The organism is Aquimarina discodermiae (assembly GCF_040786235.1).
Lineage (GTDB): Bacteria > Bacteroidota > Bacteroidia > Flavobacteriales > Flavobacteriaceae > Aquimarina.
In genome coordinates this window covers 65,211-81,637 of sequence record NZ_JBFMKP010000019.1, presented here as the reverse complement: position 1 = coordinate 81,637, position 16,427 = coordinate 65,211, and the positions used below count along the sequence as shown (strand labels likewise).

General features: G+C 34.6%; 11 protein-coding genes. 10 read left to right on the top strand and 1 reads right to left on the bottom strand.

The features are described 5' to 3' along the window. The first annotated feature begins 195 nt into the window (after positions 1-195). The 7 genes from trhO to ABW636_RS13610 all read left to right on the top strand — a co-directional run bounded on the left by trhO (position 196) and on the right by ABW636_RS13610 (position 9,905). Positions 196-1,227 (top strand): oxygen-dependent tRNA uridine(34) hydroxylase TrhO, encoded by a 1,032-nt coding sequence (gene trhO / locus ABW636_RS13640; RefSeq protein WP_367590597.1) that lies wholly within the window; start codon positions 196-198, stop codon positions 1,225-1,227. Between the two features lie 161 nt (positions 1,228-1,388). After that, the gene (locus ABW636_RS13635; RefSeq protein ID WP_367590596.1) at positions 1,389-2,696 is read left to right on the top strand and encodes a PSP1 domain-containing protein; all 1,308 of its coding nucleotides are present in this window, start codon (positions 1,389-1,391) and stop codon (positions 2,694-2,696) included. Beyond that, a complete protein-coding gene (locus ABW636_RS13630; protein ID WP_367590595.1) occupies positions 2,683-3,174 on the top strand; it encodes a gliding motility lipoprotein GldH in 492 nt (163 codons plus the stop codon). The genes ABW636_RS13635 and ABW636_RS13630 overlap by 14 nt, the downstream gene beginning before the upstream one ends. A 117-nt stretch (positions 3,175-3,291) precedes the next feature. Continuing rightward, on the top strand, positions 3,292-5,622 hold the full coding sequence (locus ABW636_RS13625; RefSeq protein ID WP_367590594.1) for a penicillin-binding protein 1A: 2,331 nt from the start codon (positions 3,292-3,294) through the stop codon (positions 5,620-5,622). A gap of 291 nt (positions 5,623-5,913) precedes the next feature. Next, on the top strand, positions 5,914-8,247 hold the full coding sequence (locus ABW636_RS13620) for a penicillin-binding protein 1A (RefSeq protein ID WP_367590593.1): 2,334 nt from the start codon (positions 5,914-5,916) through the stop codon (positions 8,245-8,247). Positions 8,248-8,486: 239 nt separating this feature from the next. Further along, complete coding sequence (locus ABW636_RS13615) at positions 8,487-9,194, top strand: CoA transferase subunit A (RefSeq protein ID WP_367590591.1); 708 nt, start codon at positions 8,487-8,489, stop codon at positions 9,192-9,194. Between the two features lie 54 nt (positions 9,195-9,248). Further along, positions 9,249-9,905: a CoA transferase subunit B gene (locus tag ABW636_RS13610; RefSeq protein WP_367590589.1), complete on the top strand. Its 657-nt coding sequence runs from the start codon at positions 9,249-9,251 to the stop codon at positions 9,903-9,905. A gap of 562 nt (positions 9,906-10,467) precedes the next feature. Here ABW636_RS13610 and ABW636_RS13605 read toward each other — a convergent pair. Then, complete coding sequence (locus ABW636_RS13605) at positions 10,468-12,159, bottom strand: ABC transporter ATP-binding protein (protein ID WP_367590588.1); 1,692 nt, start codon at positions 12,157-12,159, stop codon at positions 10,468-10,470. Positions 12,160-12,410: 251 nt separating this feature from the next. On the opposite strand from ABW636_RS13605, the gene ABW636_RS13600 reads away from it, so the two are divergent. The 3 genes from ABW636_RS13600 to ABW636_RS13590 all read left to right on the top strand — a co-directional run bounded on the left by ABW636_RS13600 (position 12,411) and on the right by ABW636_RS13590 (position 16,381). Continuing rightward, entirely contained in the window at positions 12,411-13,586 is a 1,176-nt protein-coding gene (locus tag ABW636_RS13600) for a hypothetical protein (protein WP_367590587.1), read from the top strand. A gap of 69 nt (positions 13,587-13,655) precedes the next feature. Beyond that, positions 13,656-14,822 carry a hypothetical protein gene (locus ABW636_RS13595; protein WP_367590586.1) on the top strand — a complete coding sequence of 389 codons (1,167 nt, stop codon included), beginning with the start codon at positions 13,656-13,658 and terminating at the stop codon, positions 14,820-14,822. Positions 14,823-14,923: 101 nt separating this feature from the next. After that, positions 14,924-16,381 (top strand): sensor histidine kinase, encoded by a 1,458-nt coding sequence (locus ABW636_RS13590; RefSeq protein WP_367590585.1) that lies wholly within the window; start codon positions 14,924-14,926, stop codon positions 16,379-16,381. The last annotated feature ends 46 nt before the right edge of the window (positions 16,382-16,427 follow it).

Here is a 16,427-nt window from a genome sequence, read left to right as displayed (position 1 = left end):
TATTTTGTCGTTAAAATAAATATTATATTATTAACGGATTAGCCAAAAAATGCCTTGAATCTTATTTCAAGGCATTTTTTAATGAAACACATGCCGTAGCTCTATCCCAAAAACATAGTACAATAGTTGCAGATTGCTTTATGATTTGTACTTTTGCACTTATATTTTTCTTTAACTTAAAAACGTAAGTATAGCATGCAACTGTACAACAAATTAAGTGCTAAAGAAAGAGCAGCGCTTATCGATGAAGCCGGTACCGACCGACTTACGCTTTCTTTCTATAAATATGCACAAATAGGAAATCCAGAAATTTTTAGAAATCACCTTTTTATTCATTGGGACGATTTGAACGTCTTGGGAAGAATCTATGTTGCTAATGAAGGAATCAATGGGCAATTGTCTGTTCCTGCCCCCAATTTTGAAGCCTTTAAAAAACATTTGGATAGTATTACTTTTCTAGAAAATGTTCGACTTAATATCGCTCGGGAACAAGATTCAAAATCTTTCTTAAAACTAAAAGTCAAAGTTCGACATAAAATTGTAGCAGATGGATTGAATGATACCACATTCGATGTTACAAATAAGGGGGTGCATGTAGATGCAGAAAAATTTAATACGCTTATTGAAGATCCTGACACTGTGCTGGTGGATATGCGTAATCATTATGAAAGTGAGATAGGCCATTTTAAAGGAGCCGTTACTCCAGATGTAGATACTTTTAGGGATTCTTTAGATATAATTGAAGAAGATTTGAAAGATCATAAAGAAGATAAAAAACTGGTCATGTATTGTACTGGTGGCATACGTTGTGAAAAAGCCAGCGCATATTATAAACATAAAGGTTTTAAGAATGTATTTCAGTTAGAAGGCGGTATTATAGAATATGCAAGACAAGTAGAAGCACAAGGACTTGAAAATAAGTTTTTAGGAAAGAATTTTGTTTTTGATCATAGGAGATCAGAACGTATCTCTGATGATGTAATTGCTTGTTGTCATCAATGTGGTAAACCTTGTGATACACATGTAAATTGTGAAAATGAGGCATGTCATCTTTTATTTATTCAGTGTGAAGAATGCGCAACAGCAATGGAAAATTGTTGTTCTACATCTTGTAAGGAAATTAACAGGCTCCCTTTTGAAGAACAAAAAGCATTGCGTAAAGGCAAAGGGAATAGTAATAAGATATTTAAAAAAGGTCGTTCTGAAGCCTTGAAATACAAACAATAAAGATAAAAAGAAAAAGAGCGCTGGTGCAGATAATTTTTTTATTCTCTTATCATATAGTATCTTTAACGATTTAGAGGTTAGAAACAAAGAGTTTCTAACGATAGTAAGAACCACATTTGTTGTGTTTGATCACAAACAAATTTCAATATATAGTAAAAAATATGGGGTGTAACAGTTGTTCCTCTGCAAAGGATGGACAACCAAAGGGCTGTAAAAACAATGGTACCTGTGGTACCGATGGTTGTAACAAGTTAACAGTTTTTGATTGGTTGTCTAATATGTCATTACCGAGTGGTTCGACACCATTTTCTTGCGTCGAAGTACGATTTAAGAATGGAAGAAAAAGCTTCTTTAGTAATCCCGAAAATTTATCATTAAGCATAGGAGATATTGTAGCTACCGAGTCTTCTCCTGGTCACGATGTTGGTATAGTAACATTGACTGGAGAGTTAGTGCGTATCCAGATGAAAAAGAAAAAAGTCGCATTAGATAGCGATGAGGTTAAGAAAATTTATAGAAAAGCTACTCAAAAAGATATCGATATTTGGCAAAAATCAAGAGATCGTGAAGAAGGGATGAAAGTTCGTGCTCGTGAAATTGCCATACGATTAGAATTACAGATGAAAATCTCTGATATAGAGTTTCAGGGTGATGGTTCTAAAGCTACATTTTACTATACCGCAGAAGAGCGTGTTGATTTTAGACAATTGATCAAAGAATTTGCACAAGAATTTAGCACACGTATAGAAATGCGTCAAGTTGGATTTAGACAAGAAGCAGCACGATTGGGAGGGATAGGCTCTTGTGGTCGAGAATTATGTTGCTCTACTTGGTTAACCGATTTTAGATCGGTTAATACCAGTGCGGCCCGCTATCAACAATTATCACTAAACCCTCAGAAATTGGCTGGTCAGTGCGGAAAACTAAAATGCTGTTTAAACTATGAGTTAGATGCTTATATAGATGCATTATCTAATTTTCCTAAAACAGAAACAAAACTGAAAACCGAAAAAGGAACCGCAATTTGTCAAAAGATTGATATTTTTAAAGGCGTATTGTGGTATGCTTATGAAGGAGAATGGATGAATTGGCACAAGATTTCTACTGAAGATGTAAGTGAAATAATTACAGCAAATGCGAATGGAGAAAAGGTAGCAAGTCTCGAAGAATATGCTTCAGAATTTATTGAAGATACCAAAACCGACTATGAAAACGTTGTAGGGCAGGATAGTTTAACAAGATTCGATCAGCCAAAACGAAGTAATAGAAGAAGAAATAGAAATAAAAGAAAGTCGCAGGCAAAAGGAAAAACGCAGGAAAAAGGGAAAACACAAGAAAAAAAGACAGTAGCAAATACAAAAGGTAAAAGCGATGCTACAGAACGTAAAAAACAGAATAATTCTAATAAATCAAATAACCAACGTAATAAAAGACGCAAGTCTCGTAACAGAAATAATGATAAAGCGTAAGGTTTTTTTACTAGTTTTTGTGGTTATAAGTATGATTTCTTGTGATGATACAGGAGTTTTTGATCAGTACAAAACCGTTTCAAATACATGGGAAATAGATGAAGAAATTGAATTTTCTCTTCCTAATCTAGATTCTTTAAAAGCATATAATCTTTTTATTAACGTTCGAAATACTAACGATTATCAATATAGTAACTTATTTATCATTAGTGAGATGAAATTTCCTAACGGTAAAATAGTTAAGGATACCTTAGAATATACTATGGCAGCACCCGATGGTCAATGGCTTGGGACAGGTTTTTCTGATGTTAAAGAGAGTAAACTATGGTATAAAGAAAAAGTATACTTTAAGGAATCAGGAGAGTATACAATTTCATTGCAGCATGCCATGCGAAAGAATGGAGAAATAAACGGGGTATCTTCATTAGAAGGGATTACAGATGTTGGCTTTAGAATCGAAAATGTAGAGAAGCCATGATAATGGACCAATACCCAAGGTATCTAAATTAAACAGTAAAATAAGGTTAACAAACCGATAAAATAGATTTAAAACGAATTCATATAACCCATACCCATAGATTTAAATAACTGAAATATGGCAAAGGCAAAACCCAAATCCAAAAAAAAGGCAAAACCTGCAACTAATAGTACCCTTAAGTTTATAAAAGGATTCTGGATACTGTTTGGGACAGGATTACTACTTGTAATGCTTTTATTTCTTTTAGCAAGCTGGGGAGCTTTTGGCGAAATGCCAAAATTTGAAGAATTAGAAAACCCTCAGAATGATTTGGCGACACAGATTATCTCTTCGGATGGGGTACAAATAGGGACTTTTTTCAAGGAAAACAGAACACCGATTAATTATGAAGATCTACCACAGCATTTGGTAGATGCATTGATAGCTACAGAAGACGCAAGATATTATGACCATTCTGGTATCGATGCCAGAGGAACACTTAGAGCTTTTATATTTTTAGGAACCAAAGGAGGAGCCAGCACCATCTCACAACAGTTGGCTAAACAGTTGTTTACTGGGGGATCAAGAAATAAACTAGAAAGGTATTTGCAGAAAATCCAGGAGTGGGTAATTGCAACTCGACTGGAGAGACAATATACCAAAAAAGAAATCATTACAATGTATCTTAATAAGTATGATTTTTTGAATCAGGCTATTGGTATTAGTTCAGCTTCTAGAATTTATTTTGGAAAGGGTCCTAAGGATCTTAAGATTGAAGAAGCCGCTGTACTAGTAGGGATGCTAAAAAACTCATCATTGTTTAACCCGCTTCGAAGACCAGATATGGTTAGAGACAGAAGAAACGTAGTATTGGGGCAAATGGCAAAATATGGGTACATTGATGAAAAACTAAGTGATCAACTTCAAGAATTGCCGTTGACATTAGATTACTCTCCAGAAGGACATAACGACGGTACGGCTACCTATTTCAGAGAATATGTAAGAAGCTGGATGGCCGATTGGGTAAAAAAGAACCCGAAAGAAAAAAATGATGAGGGAGATACACAATACTATAATATCTATAGAGACGGATTGCGAATTAATGTGACTATAGATTCTCGTATGCAAAAATATGCAGAAGAAGCAGTAGAAGAGCACATGGCAAATCTGCAAAAAGAGTTTGACAAGCAAGAGAAGAAAAACAAAACTACTCCTTTTAGAAATATATCAGAAGCAGAAGTTGAAGGAATACTTAATAGAAGTATCAGATCTTCTGCGAGAAGGAAAAAAATGCTGAGTCAAGGTAAAAGCGAAGATGAAATACGAAAGTCTTTTGATCAAAAGACAGAGATGCGCATTTTTAGCTGGAAAGGAGAAATAGATACCATTATGACTCCTAAAGATTCTATTCTTTACTATAAAAAGTTTCTACGATCGGGGTTAATGTCTATGGAACCACAAACTGGCCATGTAAAAGCATGGGTAGGAGGTGTAAATTATAAACATTTTCAGTACGACCATGTATATCAAGGAGCAAGACAGGTGGGGTCTACTTTTAAGCCGTTTGTATATGCCACGGCGATCGATCAGCTTAAATTATCTCCTTGTGATACATTGCCAAAATCTCAGATAACGATTCCTGCAGGTTCTCATGGGGTAATAGATAAAGATTGGACACCCAAAAATAGTGGAGGAGGATATTCTGGGTATATGAGCCTTAAAGAAGCATTAGCAGGTTCTGTAAATACAATTTCTGCTCGTTTGTTGGATAGAGTGGGACCAGAACCTATTGTGCGTTTAGCGAAGAAAATGGGGGTAGAATCAGAAATTGTACAAGTAGCTTCTATTGCTTTGGGATCTGTAGATCTAAAACTATCAGAAATGGTAGGTGCATACAGTACTTTTGCAAACCAGGGTATTTATACCAAACCTGTAACCATTACCAGTATCGAAGATAAAAACGGAATGGTATTATACCAGTTTGTACCAGAAACAAAAGATGTGATTAGCAAAGAAGCAGCCTATGTAACTATTAACCTTATGGAAGGGGTAACACAATCTGGTTCTGGAGTACGATTGCGAACTGGACCCTCGTCTCGATATGATATTAAAAGTGTGGTGACAGGACATCCTTATCTATTTAAAAATCCTATAGCAGGTAAAACAGGAACAACGCAAAATCAAAGTGATGGTTGGTTTATGGGGATCGTTCCCAACTTATGTACCGGTGTATGGGTGGGTGCAGATGATAGAGCAACACATTTTAGAACAATTACTTTTGGTCAAGGAGCTGCTATGGCATTACCTGTCTGGGGGTTGTATATGAAAAAATGCTATGCAGATAAGAGTTTAAATGTATCTACAGCTGCTTTTAAAAGACCAGAAAACTTAAGTATCGAAGTGGACTGTGGTGCTTTCAGGAAGAAAAATAATCAAGATGAAAATATAGACGACGAGTTTAGTTTATAAATAAGTTACGAAGTGTCGTAATAATATTGCATTTAAGCGAAATTCTGATTGAAAAATTAAGAATGCATCTATATTTTATCTAGTAATTAATAAATAGTAAGTAACATTTTCCTTCATTGTTACATATATGTGTTGTTTAAATAACCCTACGCTCTGCTAGTGGTAAATTTTATTGAAATATTTTATGTATTTACACGGTGTAAATAGCGTATAAAATGTGCTTAAGAAACTCCCTTCAGCAAAAAAAAAGAATTTATATAACCTAAAACCATTGATTTAAATAACCAGAATATGGCAAAGGCAAAACCTAAATCTAAACCAAAAAAGAGAGTAAAATCCCAGATAAATAATACGCTAAAGTTCATTAAAGCATTTTGGATATTATTTGGATCGGGATTATTGTTGGTAATGCTTTTATTTCTTTTAGCCGGTTGGGGTGCTTTTGGCGAAATGCCAACATTTAGAGATTTAGAAAATCCTCAAAATCATCTGGCTACTCAGATTATTTCTTCAGATGGCAAGCAAATAGGAACTTTTTTTAAAGAAAATCGTACTCCAGTTAGTTATGATGATCTTTCTCAAAATTTGGTAGATGCATTAATCGCTACAGAAGATGCTAGATATTATGAGCATTCTGGCATAGATCCTAGAGGTACTATGAGAGCTTTTGTTTTTCTTGGTAAAAAAGGAGGTGCTAGTACAATTACTCAGCAGTTAGCCAGATTGCTATTTGTTGGTAAGAGAGCAAAGAATTGGAAAAAATATTTTCAAAAAATAAAAGAATGGGTAATTGCAACTCGTTTGGAAAGACAATACACAAAGAAAGAGATTATTGCGATGTATCTTAATAAGTATGATTTTTTGAATCACGCAATTGGGATTAGTTCTGCATCTAGAATTTATTTTGGTAAAAGCCCCAAAGAACTGAAGGTAGAAGAAGCCGCTGTTTTAATTGGAATGTTAAAAAACTCATCCTATTATAATCCATTGCGTAAGCCAGAAAGAGTAAGAAATAGAAGAAATGTTGTTTTAAAGCAAATGGAAAAGTATGGATACCTAGATAAGAAGGAAAGAGCAAAGTTAAGAGAATTACCACTTACGCTAAACTATTCTCCAGAAGGGCATAATGTCGGCATGGCGACTTATTTTAGAGAATATGTAAGAAGTTGGATGGCTGATTGGGTAAAAAAGAACCCAAAAGAAAATGTTGAGGAAGGTGAAAGACAATACTATAATATATATCGAGACGGATTACGAATAAATGTAACTATAGACTCTCGTATGCAACGATATGCAGAAGAAGCTGTAAAAGAGCATGTATCTAATCTTCAGAAGGAGTTTGATAAACAAGAAAAGAGCAATAAAACTAGTCCTTTTAGAAATATTGCAGAAGATGAAGTAAAATGGATTATTAATAAAAGTATCCGATCATCTGCTCGAAGAATGCAAATGTTGAGTGAGGGAAAAACAGAAGCCGAAATAAAGAAGTCTTTTGATCAGAAAACAGAGATGCGTATTTTTAGCTGGAAAGGAGAAATTGACACCATTATGACTCCTAAAGATTCTATTCTCTACTATAAGAAATTTCTACGATCAGGATTAATGTCTATGGAACCAAAAACGGGTCATGTAAAAGCATGGGTTGGGGGGATAAGCTATAAGCATTTTCAATATGATCATGTGTATCATGGAGCGAGACAGGTAGGATCTACTTTTAAGCCATTTGTATATGCTACCGCTATTGACCAACTTAAGTTGTCGTCATGTGATACATTACCAAAATCCCAGATAACGATTCCGGCAGGATCTCATGGAGTTATAGGTAAGGATTGGACGCCAAAAAACAGCCCTCCAAGTTATTCGGGATATATGAACCTTAAGGAAGCGTTGGCTAGTTCTGTGAATACAATTTCTGCTCGATTATTGGATAGAGTCGGACCAGAGCCAATTGTGCGCTTGGCAAAGAAAATGGGGGTAGCATCAGAAATTCCGAAAGTAGCGTCAATCGCATTAGGATCGGTAGATTTAAAGCTCTCAGAAATGGTTGGTGCATACAGTACTTTTGCTAATCAAGGAATTTATACCAAACCTGTTACTATAACCAGTATCGAAGATAAAAATGGGATGGTGTTATACCGGTTTGTACCAGAAACAAAAGATGTTATCAGTAAAGAAGCTGCTTATGTAACGATCAACCTTATGGAGGGAGTTACACAATACGGTTCGGGTGCTCGTTTGCGATCAGAAGCTTCTTCAAATTACATTTTCAAAAATGTTATCACCGGGCACCCCTACGAATTTAAAAACCCAATAGCAGGTAAAACAGGAACTACTCAAAATCAAAGCGACGGTTGGTTTATGGGTGTTGTTCCTAACTTGTGTACAGGTGTTTGGGTAGGTGCAGATGATAGAGCAACACACTTTGAATCTGTAGCCTATGGACAAGGTGCTGTTATGGCATTGCCTATTTGGGGATTGTATATGAAAAAGTGCTATGCTGATAAAGAATTAAATGTATCTACAGCAGCTTTTACAAAACCAGAAAACTTAAGTATTGAAGTAGATTGTGATGCCTTTAGAAAGAGAAAAGATCAGGATGACAATATAGATGACTTTAGTTTATAAACTTACATGGATAACCCATACTCTTTAAAACTAGAAATAGTATAATAATTCATAAAGATGGTTGCTATTGTTAGTATATTCATTCATTCTAAGAGGAAATAATACTATATTCCTTCGTATTTATGTAACAATGTACATTATATTATAAGAATAGGATTACTTCATAAATAAAGCCATCAATTGGATGGTAATATACTACCATATTTTTAGTACATTTAGTCAGTTAAAAATTGACTCATATGATTCGTAAAACGGTAGCCGATGTAACCGAAGCAGTAGCAGGAATAAAAAGTGATATGACCTTTATGCTTGGAGGGTTTGGCCTTTGTGGGATTCCCGAAAATATAATAGCTGCACTTGTAAAATCAAATATAAATGGTCTTACCTGTATTTCTAACAATGCAGGGGTCGATGATTTTGGATTGGGGCTCTTACTTCAAAAAAAGCAAATCAAAAAAATGATCTCTTCGTATGTAGGTGAGAATGATGAATTCGAACGGCAGATGTTAAGTGGTGAGTTGGATGTAGAATTGATTCCGCAAGGTACCCTGGCAGAAAGGTGCAGAGCCGCACAAGGGGGCTTTCCTGCGATTTATACTCCTGCAGGCTATGGTACCGAAGTAGCAGAAGGAAAAGAAACCAGAGAGTTTGATGGTAAGATGTATGTGCTAGAGCATGCATTTAAAGCAGATTTTGCTTTTGTAAAGGCTTGGAAAGGGGACGAAGCGGGCAATCTGATTTTTAAAGGAACTGCTAGAAATTTTAATCCATGTATGTGTGGTGCAGCAAAAATTACCGTGGCAGAGGTAGAAGAATTAGTTCCTGTGGGAACGTTGGATCCTAACCAGGTACATATTCCGGGTATTTTTGTACAGCGAATATTTCAAGGGACGGATTATGAAAAAAGAATAGAACAACGCACAGTTCGATCAAGGGGTGTGTCCTAAAAGTCGAATACTTAAGAAATATGTGACAATTGTTTCAAAAAGAGTAAAAGTATTATGTTAGATAAAAACGGAATAGCAAGGCGTATTGCCAAAGAATTAAAGGATAAATACTACGTTAATTTAGGAATTGGGATTCCTACTCTGGTTGCTAATTATATTCCGCAAGGAATAGAAGTAGAATTTCAGAGTGAAAACGGGGTGCTGGGTATGGGACCTTTTCCTTATGAAGGCGAAGAAGACTCAGATATTATAAATGCAGGAAAGCAAACAATTACCACCATGCCGGGAGCTTCTTTTTTTGATTCGGCAACGAGTTTTGGTATGATAAGAGGGCAACACGTCGATCTAACAATTCTAGGAGCGATGGAGGTTTCTGAAAATGGTGATATTGCCAATTGGAAAATACCCGGTAAAATGGTGAAGGGAATGGGTGGAGCAATGGATCTGGTTGCCAGTGCAGAAAATATAATTGTAGCTATGATGCATACCAATAAAGCAGGAAAATCCAAATTACTTAAGAAATGTTCACTTCCGCTCACAGGAGTAAACTGTGTAAAGAAAATTGTGACCAATTTAGCGCTTTTGGAAGTTACAGAAAAAGGTTTCAAATTACTTGAGAGAGCACCTGGGGTATCTGTAGAAGATATAAGAAACGCTACCGAAGGAAATCTGATCGTAGAGGGAAATATTCCAGAAATGACATTGGATTGATTTCTTCCTAATTCTAATTACAGGATAACGAATAATAAATAATATCGAACGAATAATAAATTTAATATTGCTTCGTTTCTAATGTAACGTTCATATTTTTAATTTTTTGAAAGAAAAAAGCTACAAAATAATAGTATTTTGAAAACTAAAAACACCTATTTTAGTAGGTAAAATGAAGTTTTTAGTTTTAAATGTTAAAGTTTTGTGTATTTCATCTATTTTTTAAGTATTTAAACGTTTTTATTAAAAATAAATTAGATATTAGTACCACTTAAAAATGATGTCCCCTATAACAGACGTTTTTAAGAATTAAATGAGTTAGTAACCCACACATATTGTCCCTATTATGAAAAAGCGTCTAAACAAGCTACAAAAAACCATGAAACCAACTTTAGAACTAGTTTCAAACTGTATTTATGTAGCTAAGAAAGTATTTTTGTTAATGTGATTTTTTGTTGTTGATTAATCGCAACTCCCCAAGTCGCGATGAATTAAACCTGTTAATCTAGTATATGGCTTAACAGGTTTTTTATTTGCAAAAAATATAGTTGCTACTACCTTATTATTTTCCTTTGGGAATTGCTTCGATAAGCTTTTTGGTATATTCTTTTTGTGGATTTTGATAGATATGATCTGCATCTCCATGTTCTTCTATGTTCCCGTTGTTCATCACTAATAATTGATTAGACATGTATTTTACAACTGCAAGATCATGAGATATAAAAATATAGGTAAACCCAAAATTCTCTTTTAACTCGTTTAATAAATTAAGTACTTGTGCCTGTACCGAAATATCAAGAGCACTTACAGATTCATCACAAACAATTAGTTTGGGACGCAATGCAATGGTACGTGCAATGCCTATTCTTTGTCGTTGACCCCCGCTAAACTCATGCGGATAACGATTAAAGTGATTTTCGTCAAGACTTACTCTTTTGAGTAGTTCTAATACCTTTTCTTTTCTTTCTTTATCATTAGTATATAAATTGTGAACTTTCATGGGTTCCATGATGGCGTTACCAACAGTCAATCTAGGGTTTAATGATGCAAACGGATCCTGAAATATGAGTTGAATCTCTTTTCTAAGCACCCTAATTTCTTTGGATGATAATTGTGTAATGTCTTGACCTTTATATAAAATTTGACCTTCATCTGCTTTGTCAAGTTGTAAAATAGTATTGCCAAGTGTCGATTTACCACAACCCGATTCTCCAACCAATCCCAAAGTCTCTCCTTCATAAAGTTTAAAACTTACTCCATCGACCGCTCTAAATTCTGATGTACCAAACAATCCTGCTTTGGAAAAGTAACTCTTTTTAACATTAATAACTTCTAATAAAGGAGGTTTGCTATATAATTTTTGATGTTGTAGTTCTCGATCTTTTGTGGTAATTATTTCTGGATTTTGAGTAGTGTCTTCCAAAAAATCGGAAATCGTTGGTAATTTTTTATACCGAACATTCATAGGGGGGCGGGCATTGATCAATGCTTTGGTATATTCCTTTTCAGGAGCATGAAATATGGCATTTGCAGTTCCGTATTCTACAACCTTTCCTTGATACATTACCGCCACATGGTCTGCTATTTCAGAAACCAATGAAAGGTCGTGAGAGATAAAAAGAATACTCATTTTATACTCTGTTTGTAAACTTTTAAGGAGGGCGATAATTTCTTTCTGTACCGTTACATCAAGTGCTGTAGTAGGTTCGTCTGCAATAAGAAGTTTTGGTTTACAAGCAATTGCCATGGCAATCATAATACGTTGCTTTTGGCCTCCACTTAATTCATGAGGATAGGCATTATAAGCACGATCGGGATCGGGTAATTTTACTTTATGAAATAATGAAAGTACTTCGGATCTGGCTGCTGATTTTTTTAACGAAGTATGCCTAAGTAAGATTTCGAGTACCTGTTTACCACATTTCATAGATGGATTTAAAGAACTCATCGGTTCTTGAAAAATCATAGCAATTTCATTACCTCGTAATGCTTCTAATTTTTTCTGATCCAAATCTAATAACGAATCATTTTGATAGTGTATAGAGCCAGAGTCGATACGAGCTAATTTTTGAGGTAATAACGCCATAATGGCAAGCGATGTGACCGATTTACCACTGCCAGATTCTCCTACTACTCCAAGGATTTTGTTCGTATGTATATCGAAGGAGACATTGTATAGCACCTGATTTTTATGAGTCCTAGAAGGAAAGCTAATACTGAGGTCTCGTATAGAAAGTAAAACAGAATTATCCATAATATGAAAACTAGGTAAATGTAATGAATTTGGGTTATACAATAATCGTTTTATACAATAGATCCCTGAAAAGAACTGTACGTAATAGGCGCATTTTTAATTTTTTATCATACTTAAGCAATTGATAAAAAGGTATTTGTTGTTTTTTTTTAAAAACATATAGGGTACAATAGGAACAAGGTCGTCATAGAAACAAACCAGGTTTTTAAAGATAAGAATTGTAAAATAGAATTGTGAAAAAACATAAAATTATGAATAGAGGAAAGAAATTTTTGTTGGTAATATTTAAAGTACTTGTACTTTCTGTACTTATTGTATCCTGTTCAGAAGAAGATGATTCGGGTAGTGTTAATCAAAATGTAGCAGATCCTTCATTTGTTACGAATGAGAATCCTGAAGCATTTATAGAAACGGATGGAACAGGAAAAGTCACTGTAAAAGTTACTGGGAGCTGGTCTGACGGAGGAGTCGCTTCTACCGGTCGAGGATATGTGTATGGTACTTCTCCAGACCTAAAAGTAGTTTCGGGAAGTTTGACTGTTGAACCTGATGGCGATGGAAATGCAGATATAAAGGAGTTAGATCAAAATACCACCTACTATATTAGGGGGTATATAAAAAAAGACGATAATTCCTATTTCTATGGTAACGAAATTAAGGTTACTACACCAAAATGGGAGGGCGAAAGATCAATAAAAATGAACCTTGAAAACCCTCGTAAAGGTAATAGAAATATAGTAGTATCCTTAAACATTAAAGAAATTGAAGGAAATACACCCTTAGAAATAGGAATCGAATATAGTACGAGTAGTGATTTTTCAGCATCCAAAGTTGCAAAATCTACAGCTAATAAAATTGTTGCTGGAATCTATAACGTCGATGTTATTTTTCTAACACCGGTTACCAAATATTACTTTAGACCTTATGCGAGATACAATGATCAAAAAGTGGATAACGGGGGTAATGACAAAATCGAAGCAACAACAGAAAATCTGTTAATAGGTTTAGATTATCCGCTAACTACGGCAGAGTTTGCTGATGTAGAAAAAAGTCGTTTTGTTGTATTTGCAGTAGATAAAGAAGCAAAAACAGCCAAGATAATTCTGAAAGAAGATATCGTTGCTAATGAAGGGTGGAAAGATGAATATGATTTAGGTGAGTTATCTCTAAGAAATCCAAAACAAGAAGAGCTACAACTCATTAAAACAAAATTAGACAATTTACCATCTGATATTTTTAGTGTCGATGCCGAATGGTTAATCTTTTCAGGAAGAGCAGATACGCTTAGTAACACCAATTATTGGATAGATGAAGAAGATGGAGCGACCAATGCCTATAGCTACAACCCTGTTTCTCAGGTAAAAACATCAATAGCAAAGACCAATACAACCCTTAAAACCAGACATGTGCTGGATATAAACTATTAATAAAAGAAAAGATCGTACATTTTAATCAAATATTTAAAATGTACGATTTCTTATCAAATCTTTAAAATGATGAGTAAAAGAAAAGAGGTTTTAAAAGCCTGTATGCAAGTAATGTTCCTTTCGTTACTATTAATTTCTTGTACTACAGATGATGACGCAGGAGGGGTGATTGAAGATTTTAAAAATGCATTCTTTATAACAAACGAAAGTCCAACTTTTTTTATCGAAAGTGATGGAAAAGTGACACTCACTGTTTCAGGAAGTTTTGAGGATGGAAACAGCAATTCGATTAAAAGAGGCTTTGTATATGCCACATCGCCTAACCCTACCTTAACATCTGTTAGTAAAACTGTAGATGCAATAGGCCCAGGAGATAAAGCCAAGGGTAAAATAAGGGGTTTGAGTCAAAATACCGAATACTATATCAGGGGGTTTATTCAAAATGATAAAGGAGATTATTTTTATGGTAATGTTATCAAAGTTATTACAGTAAAAGAAGGAGGTAGTAAATCTGTTACGTTAGAAATCAATCCTCCTATTGATCTTGGGATAACCATTAGAAGCGCTGTTTTTTCAGTAGCTATAAAAGAAATGATAGGAGAAGCACCAGTCGAGGTAGGGGTACAATATAGCACCAATAATGACTTTAAAGATTTTACCACTCTAAAATCTTCAGAAAGTCAGATCATACTAGGAGGGCATGGTGTTCGGGTTTGGTTTTTAAACCCTACTACCAAATACTATTTTAGGCCTTATGTAAAATACAGAGATAACAGCGTATTGGTTGGTGAAGATAAAACCATTATCGATATAACCACCAAAGACCTAAAAATAGGAGACCTATACCCTTTGACTTTAGAAGACTTTTCTAGTGCAGAAAACAGTAGGTATATCGTGTTTGAAGTAAATCAAAATAACCGAACAGCACTTTTGGTACGCAAAAGTGATATCATTAGTATTTTGGGTTGGCAAGAGAATTATGTCGAACAGGATTTAGAAGTAAGAAACCCATCTATAGAAGAAATAAAAAAGATGAAAGAACTGGATAAACTTGGAGGTATTCATCCATTTTTCTGGGTTAGATTTAATGATTTTGAGAATATTGAGCTATGGACATCGGAAGAAGAGGGTTCGGAAAAGGCATTTACCTATAACCCAATTACCGAAGAAAAAAAGGCTGTAGTAAAGACTAACAAACTTATAAAAACAAGGTTTGTGGCTCCATTAAAATTCTAGAACTAGAAGTTTATTTTTATTTGATTAGCAAAAGAGCGTTAGATTTTTTTAAAGTCCTTTTTTGGTGCGATATTTGTTATATTTACGAATCAAAAAACAAGATGAAGCTATCAAAACTCTCTCTTCGTACCCGGATTTTTATTTCAATGACAGTATTGATACTTCTGGCTTCTATATTAATCGCTGCAGTTACCATTTATCAATATAAAGAGGAGGCTGAGGAATATCACCAGGAACGATTAGAAAGAAAAGAAGAACGTATTAAGATTACCATTAATAATGTTTTAAAAAGTACAACCTATCCAGTTACCGAAGAAAATGTAATATCGATTTTTAGGCATAAAGGTAGAATTTATCAAATTTCAGAAGAACACTCATTACCCATTAATATTTATGATTTATCAGGTCAGCTATTGATTACCTCTGAAGGTAGTTTTGTAGACAATATGGTAGATAAAAAATTAACCTCTGTTATTATTGATACTTTGGCGTCATTGTATAATAAAAGATATCTTGTAAAATCAGAAAAAAACGGAGATAAGTTTCTTACATCGTATACCTATATTTCAGATAGTAGAGCCCGACCATTGGCAGTTCTTAATTTACCCTACCTGGAAGACGACGATTTGATTACCCGTGAGTTATTAGAGTTTCTTCAGCGATTGGGACAAGTGTATCTTTTAATGCTTTTTATAGCAATTTTATTGGCTTATTTTTTATCCAAATATATAACCCGATCTTTAAAAACGATTTCAGAAACAATCGATCAAACTCGTTTGGATAAGAGAAACAAACGAATAACTATTGGCGATGCCAGCGAAGAAATTTACTCTTTGGTAAATGCTTATAATAGTATGATCGATGAACTAGAGCAAAGTGCGGCTATGTTGGCAAAAAGTGAACGAGAAGCTGCCTGGAGAGAGATGGCGAAACAAGTAGCTCATGAGATTAAAAACCCGCTAACACCTATGCGGTTAACGGTGCAGAGTTTTCAGCGAAAATTTGACCCAAACGATGACAATATTTTTCAAAAGGTGCAGGAATATAGTGATACGCTGATACAACAGATCGATACCATGAGTTCTATTGCCTCTGCGTTTTCTAATTTTGCGCAAATGCCGGCTCAAAAGAGTGAAACTCTGGATGTAGTAAAAATTGTAGGATTGGCGCTGGATATTTTTAATGAGAACTATATCATATTTCCTTCAGAAAAAGAAGAGATCATAGCAAAGTTTGACAGAACACAACTTATAAGAGTGGTTACTAATTTGGTTAAAAATGGGATTCAAGCCATTCCAAAGGGTCGTACTCCCAAAATTATTGTAGATGTATTCACAGAAAATAATAATGTGGTAATTACCGTAGCAGATAATGGAGTAGGAATATCAGAAGAGAATACAAAAAAGGTTTTCGAACCCAAATTTACTACCAAAACAAGTGGAATGGGACTAGGTCTGGCGATGGTAAAAAATATAGTAGAGACCTATAAAGGAAACATTACCTTTACATCGCAAGAAGAAAAAGGAACTATTTTTAAAGTTCTGTTTCCAAAAGAGTAATAAATTTCTTTTTGGGTTTGAACAGTGCCAAAACAACCTTCATAGA

Excerpts from the sequence above, each read along its gene's own strand:
- ABW636_RS13625 (WP_367590594.1), top strand. The coding sequence starts at position 3,292 with ATGGCAAAGGCAAAACCCAAATCCAAAAAAAAGGCAAAACCTGCAACT.
- ABW636_RS13630 (WP_367590595.1), top strand. The coding sequence starts at position 2,683 with ATGATAAAGCGTAAGGTTTTTTTACTAGTTTTTGTGGTTATAAGTATG.
- ABW636_RS13590 (WP_367590585.1), top strand. The coding sequence starts at position 14,924 with ATGAAGCTATCAAAACTCTCTCTTCGTACCCGGATTTTTATTTCAATG.
- ABW636_RS13595 (WP_367590586.1), top strand. The coding sequence starts at position 13,656 with ATGAGTAAAAGAAAAGAGGTTTTAAAAGCCTGTATGCAAGTAATGTTC.
- ABW636_RS13635 (WP_367590596.1), top strand. The coding sequence starts at position 1,389 with ATGGGGTGTAACAGTTGTTCCTCTGCAAAGGATGGACAACCAAAGGGC.
- ABW636_RS13610 (WP_367590589.1), top strand. The coding sequence starts at position 9,249 with ATGTTAGATAAAAACGGAATAGCAAGGCGTATTGCCAAAGAATTAAAG.
- ABW636_RS13620 (WP_367590593.1), top strand. The coding sequence starts at position 5,914 with ATGGCAAAGGCAAAACCTAAATCTAAACCAAAAAAGAGAGTAAAATCC.
- ABW636_RS13605 (WP_367590588.1), bottom strand. The coding sequence starts at position 12,159 with ATGGATAATTCTGTTTTACTTTCTATACGAGACCTCAGTATTAGCTTT.
- ABW636_RS13600 (WP_367590587.1), top strand. The coding sequence starts at position 12,411 with ATGAATAGAGGAAAGAAATTTTTGTTGGTAATATTTAAAGTACTTGTA.
- trhO (WP_367590597.1), top strand. The coding sequence starts at position 196 with ATGCAACTGTACAACAAATTAAGTGCTAAAGAAAGAGCAGCGCTTATC.
- ABW636_RS13615 (WP_367590591.1), top strand. The coding sequence starts at position 8,487 with ATGATTCGTAAAACGGTAGCCGATGTAACCGAAGCAGTAGCAGGAATA.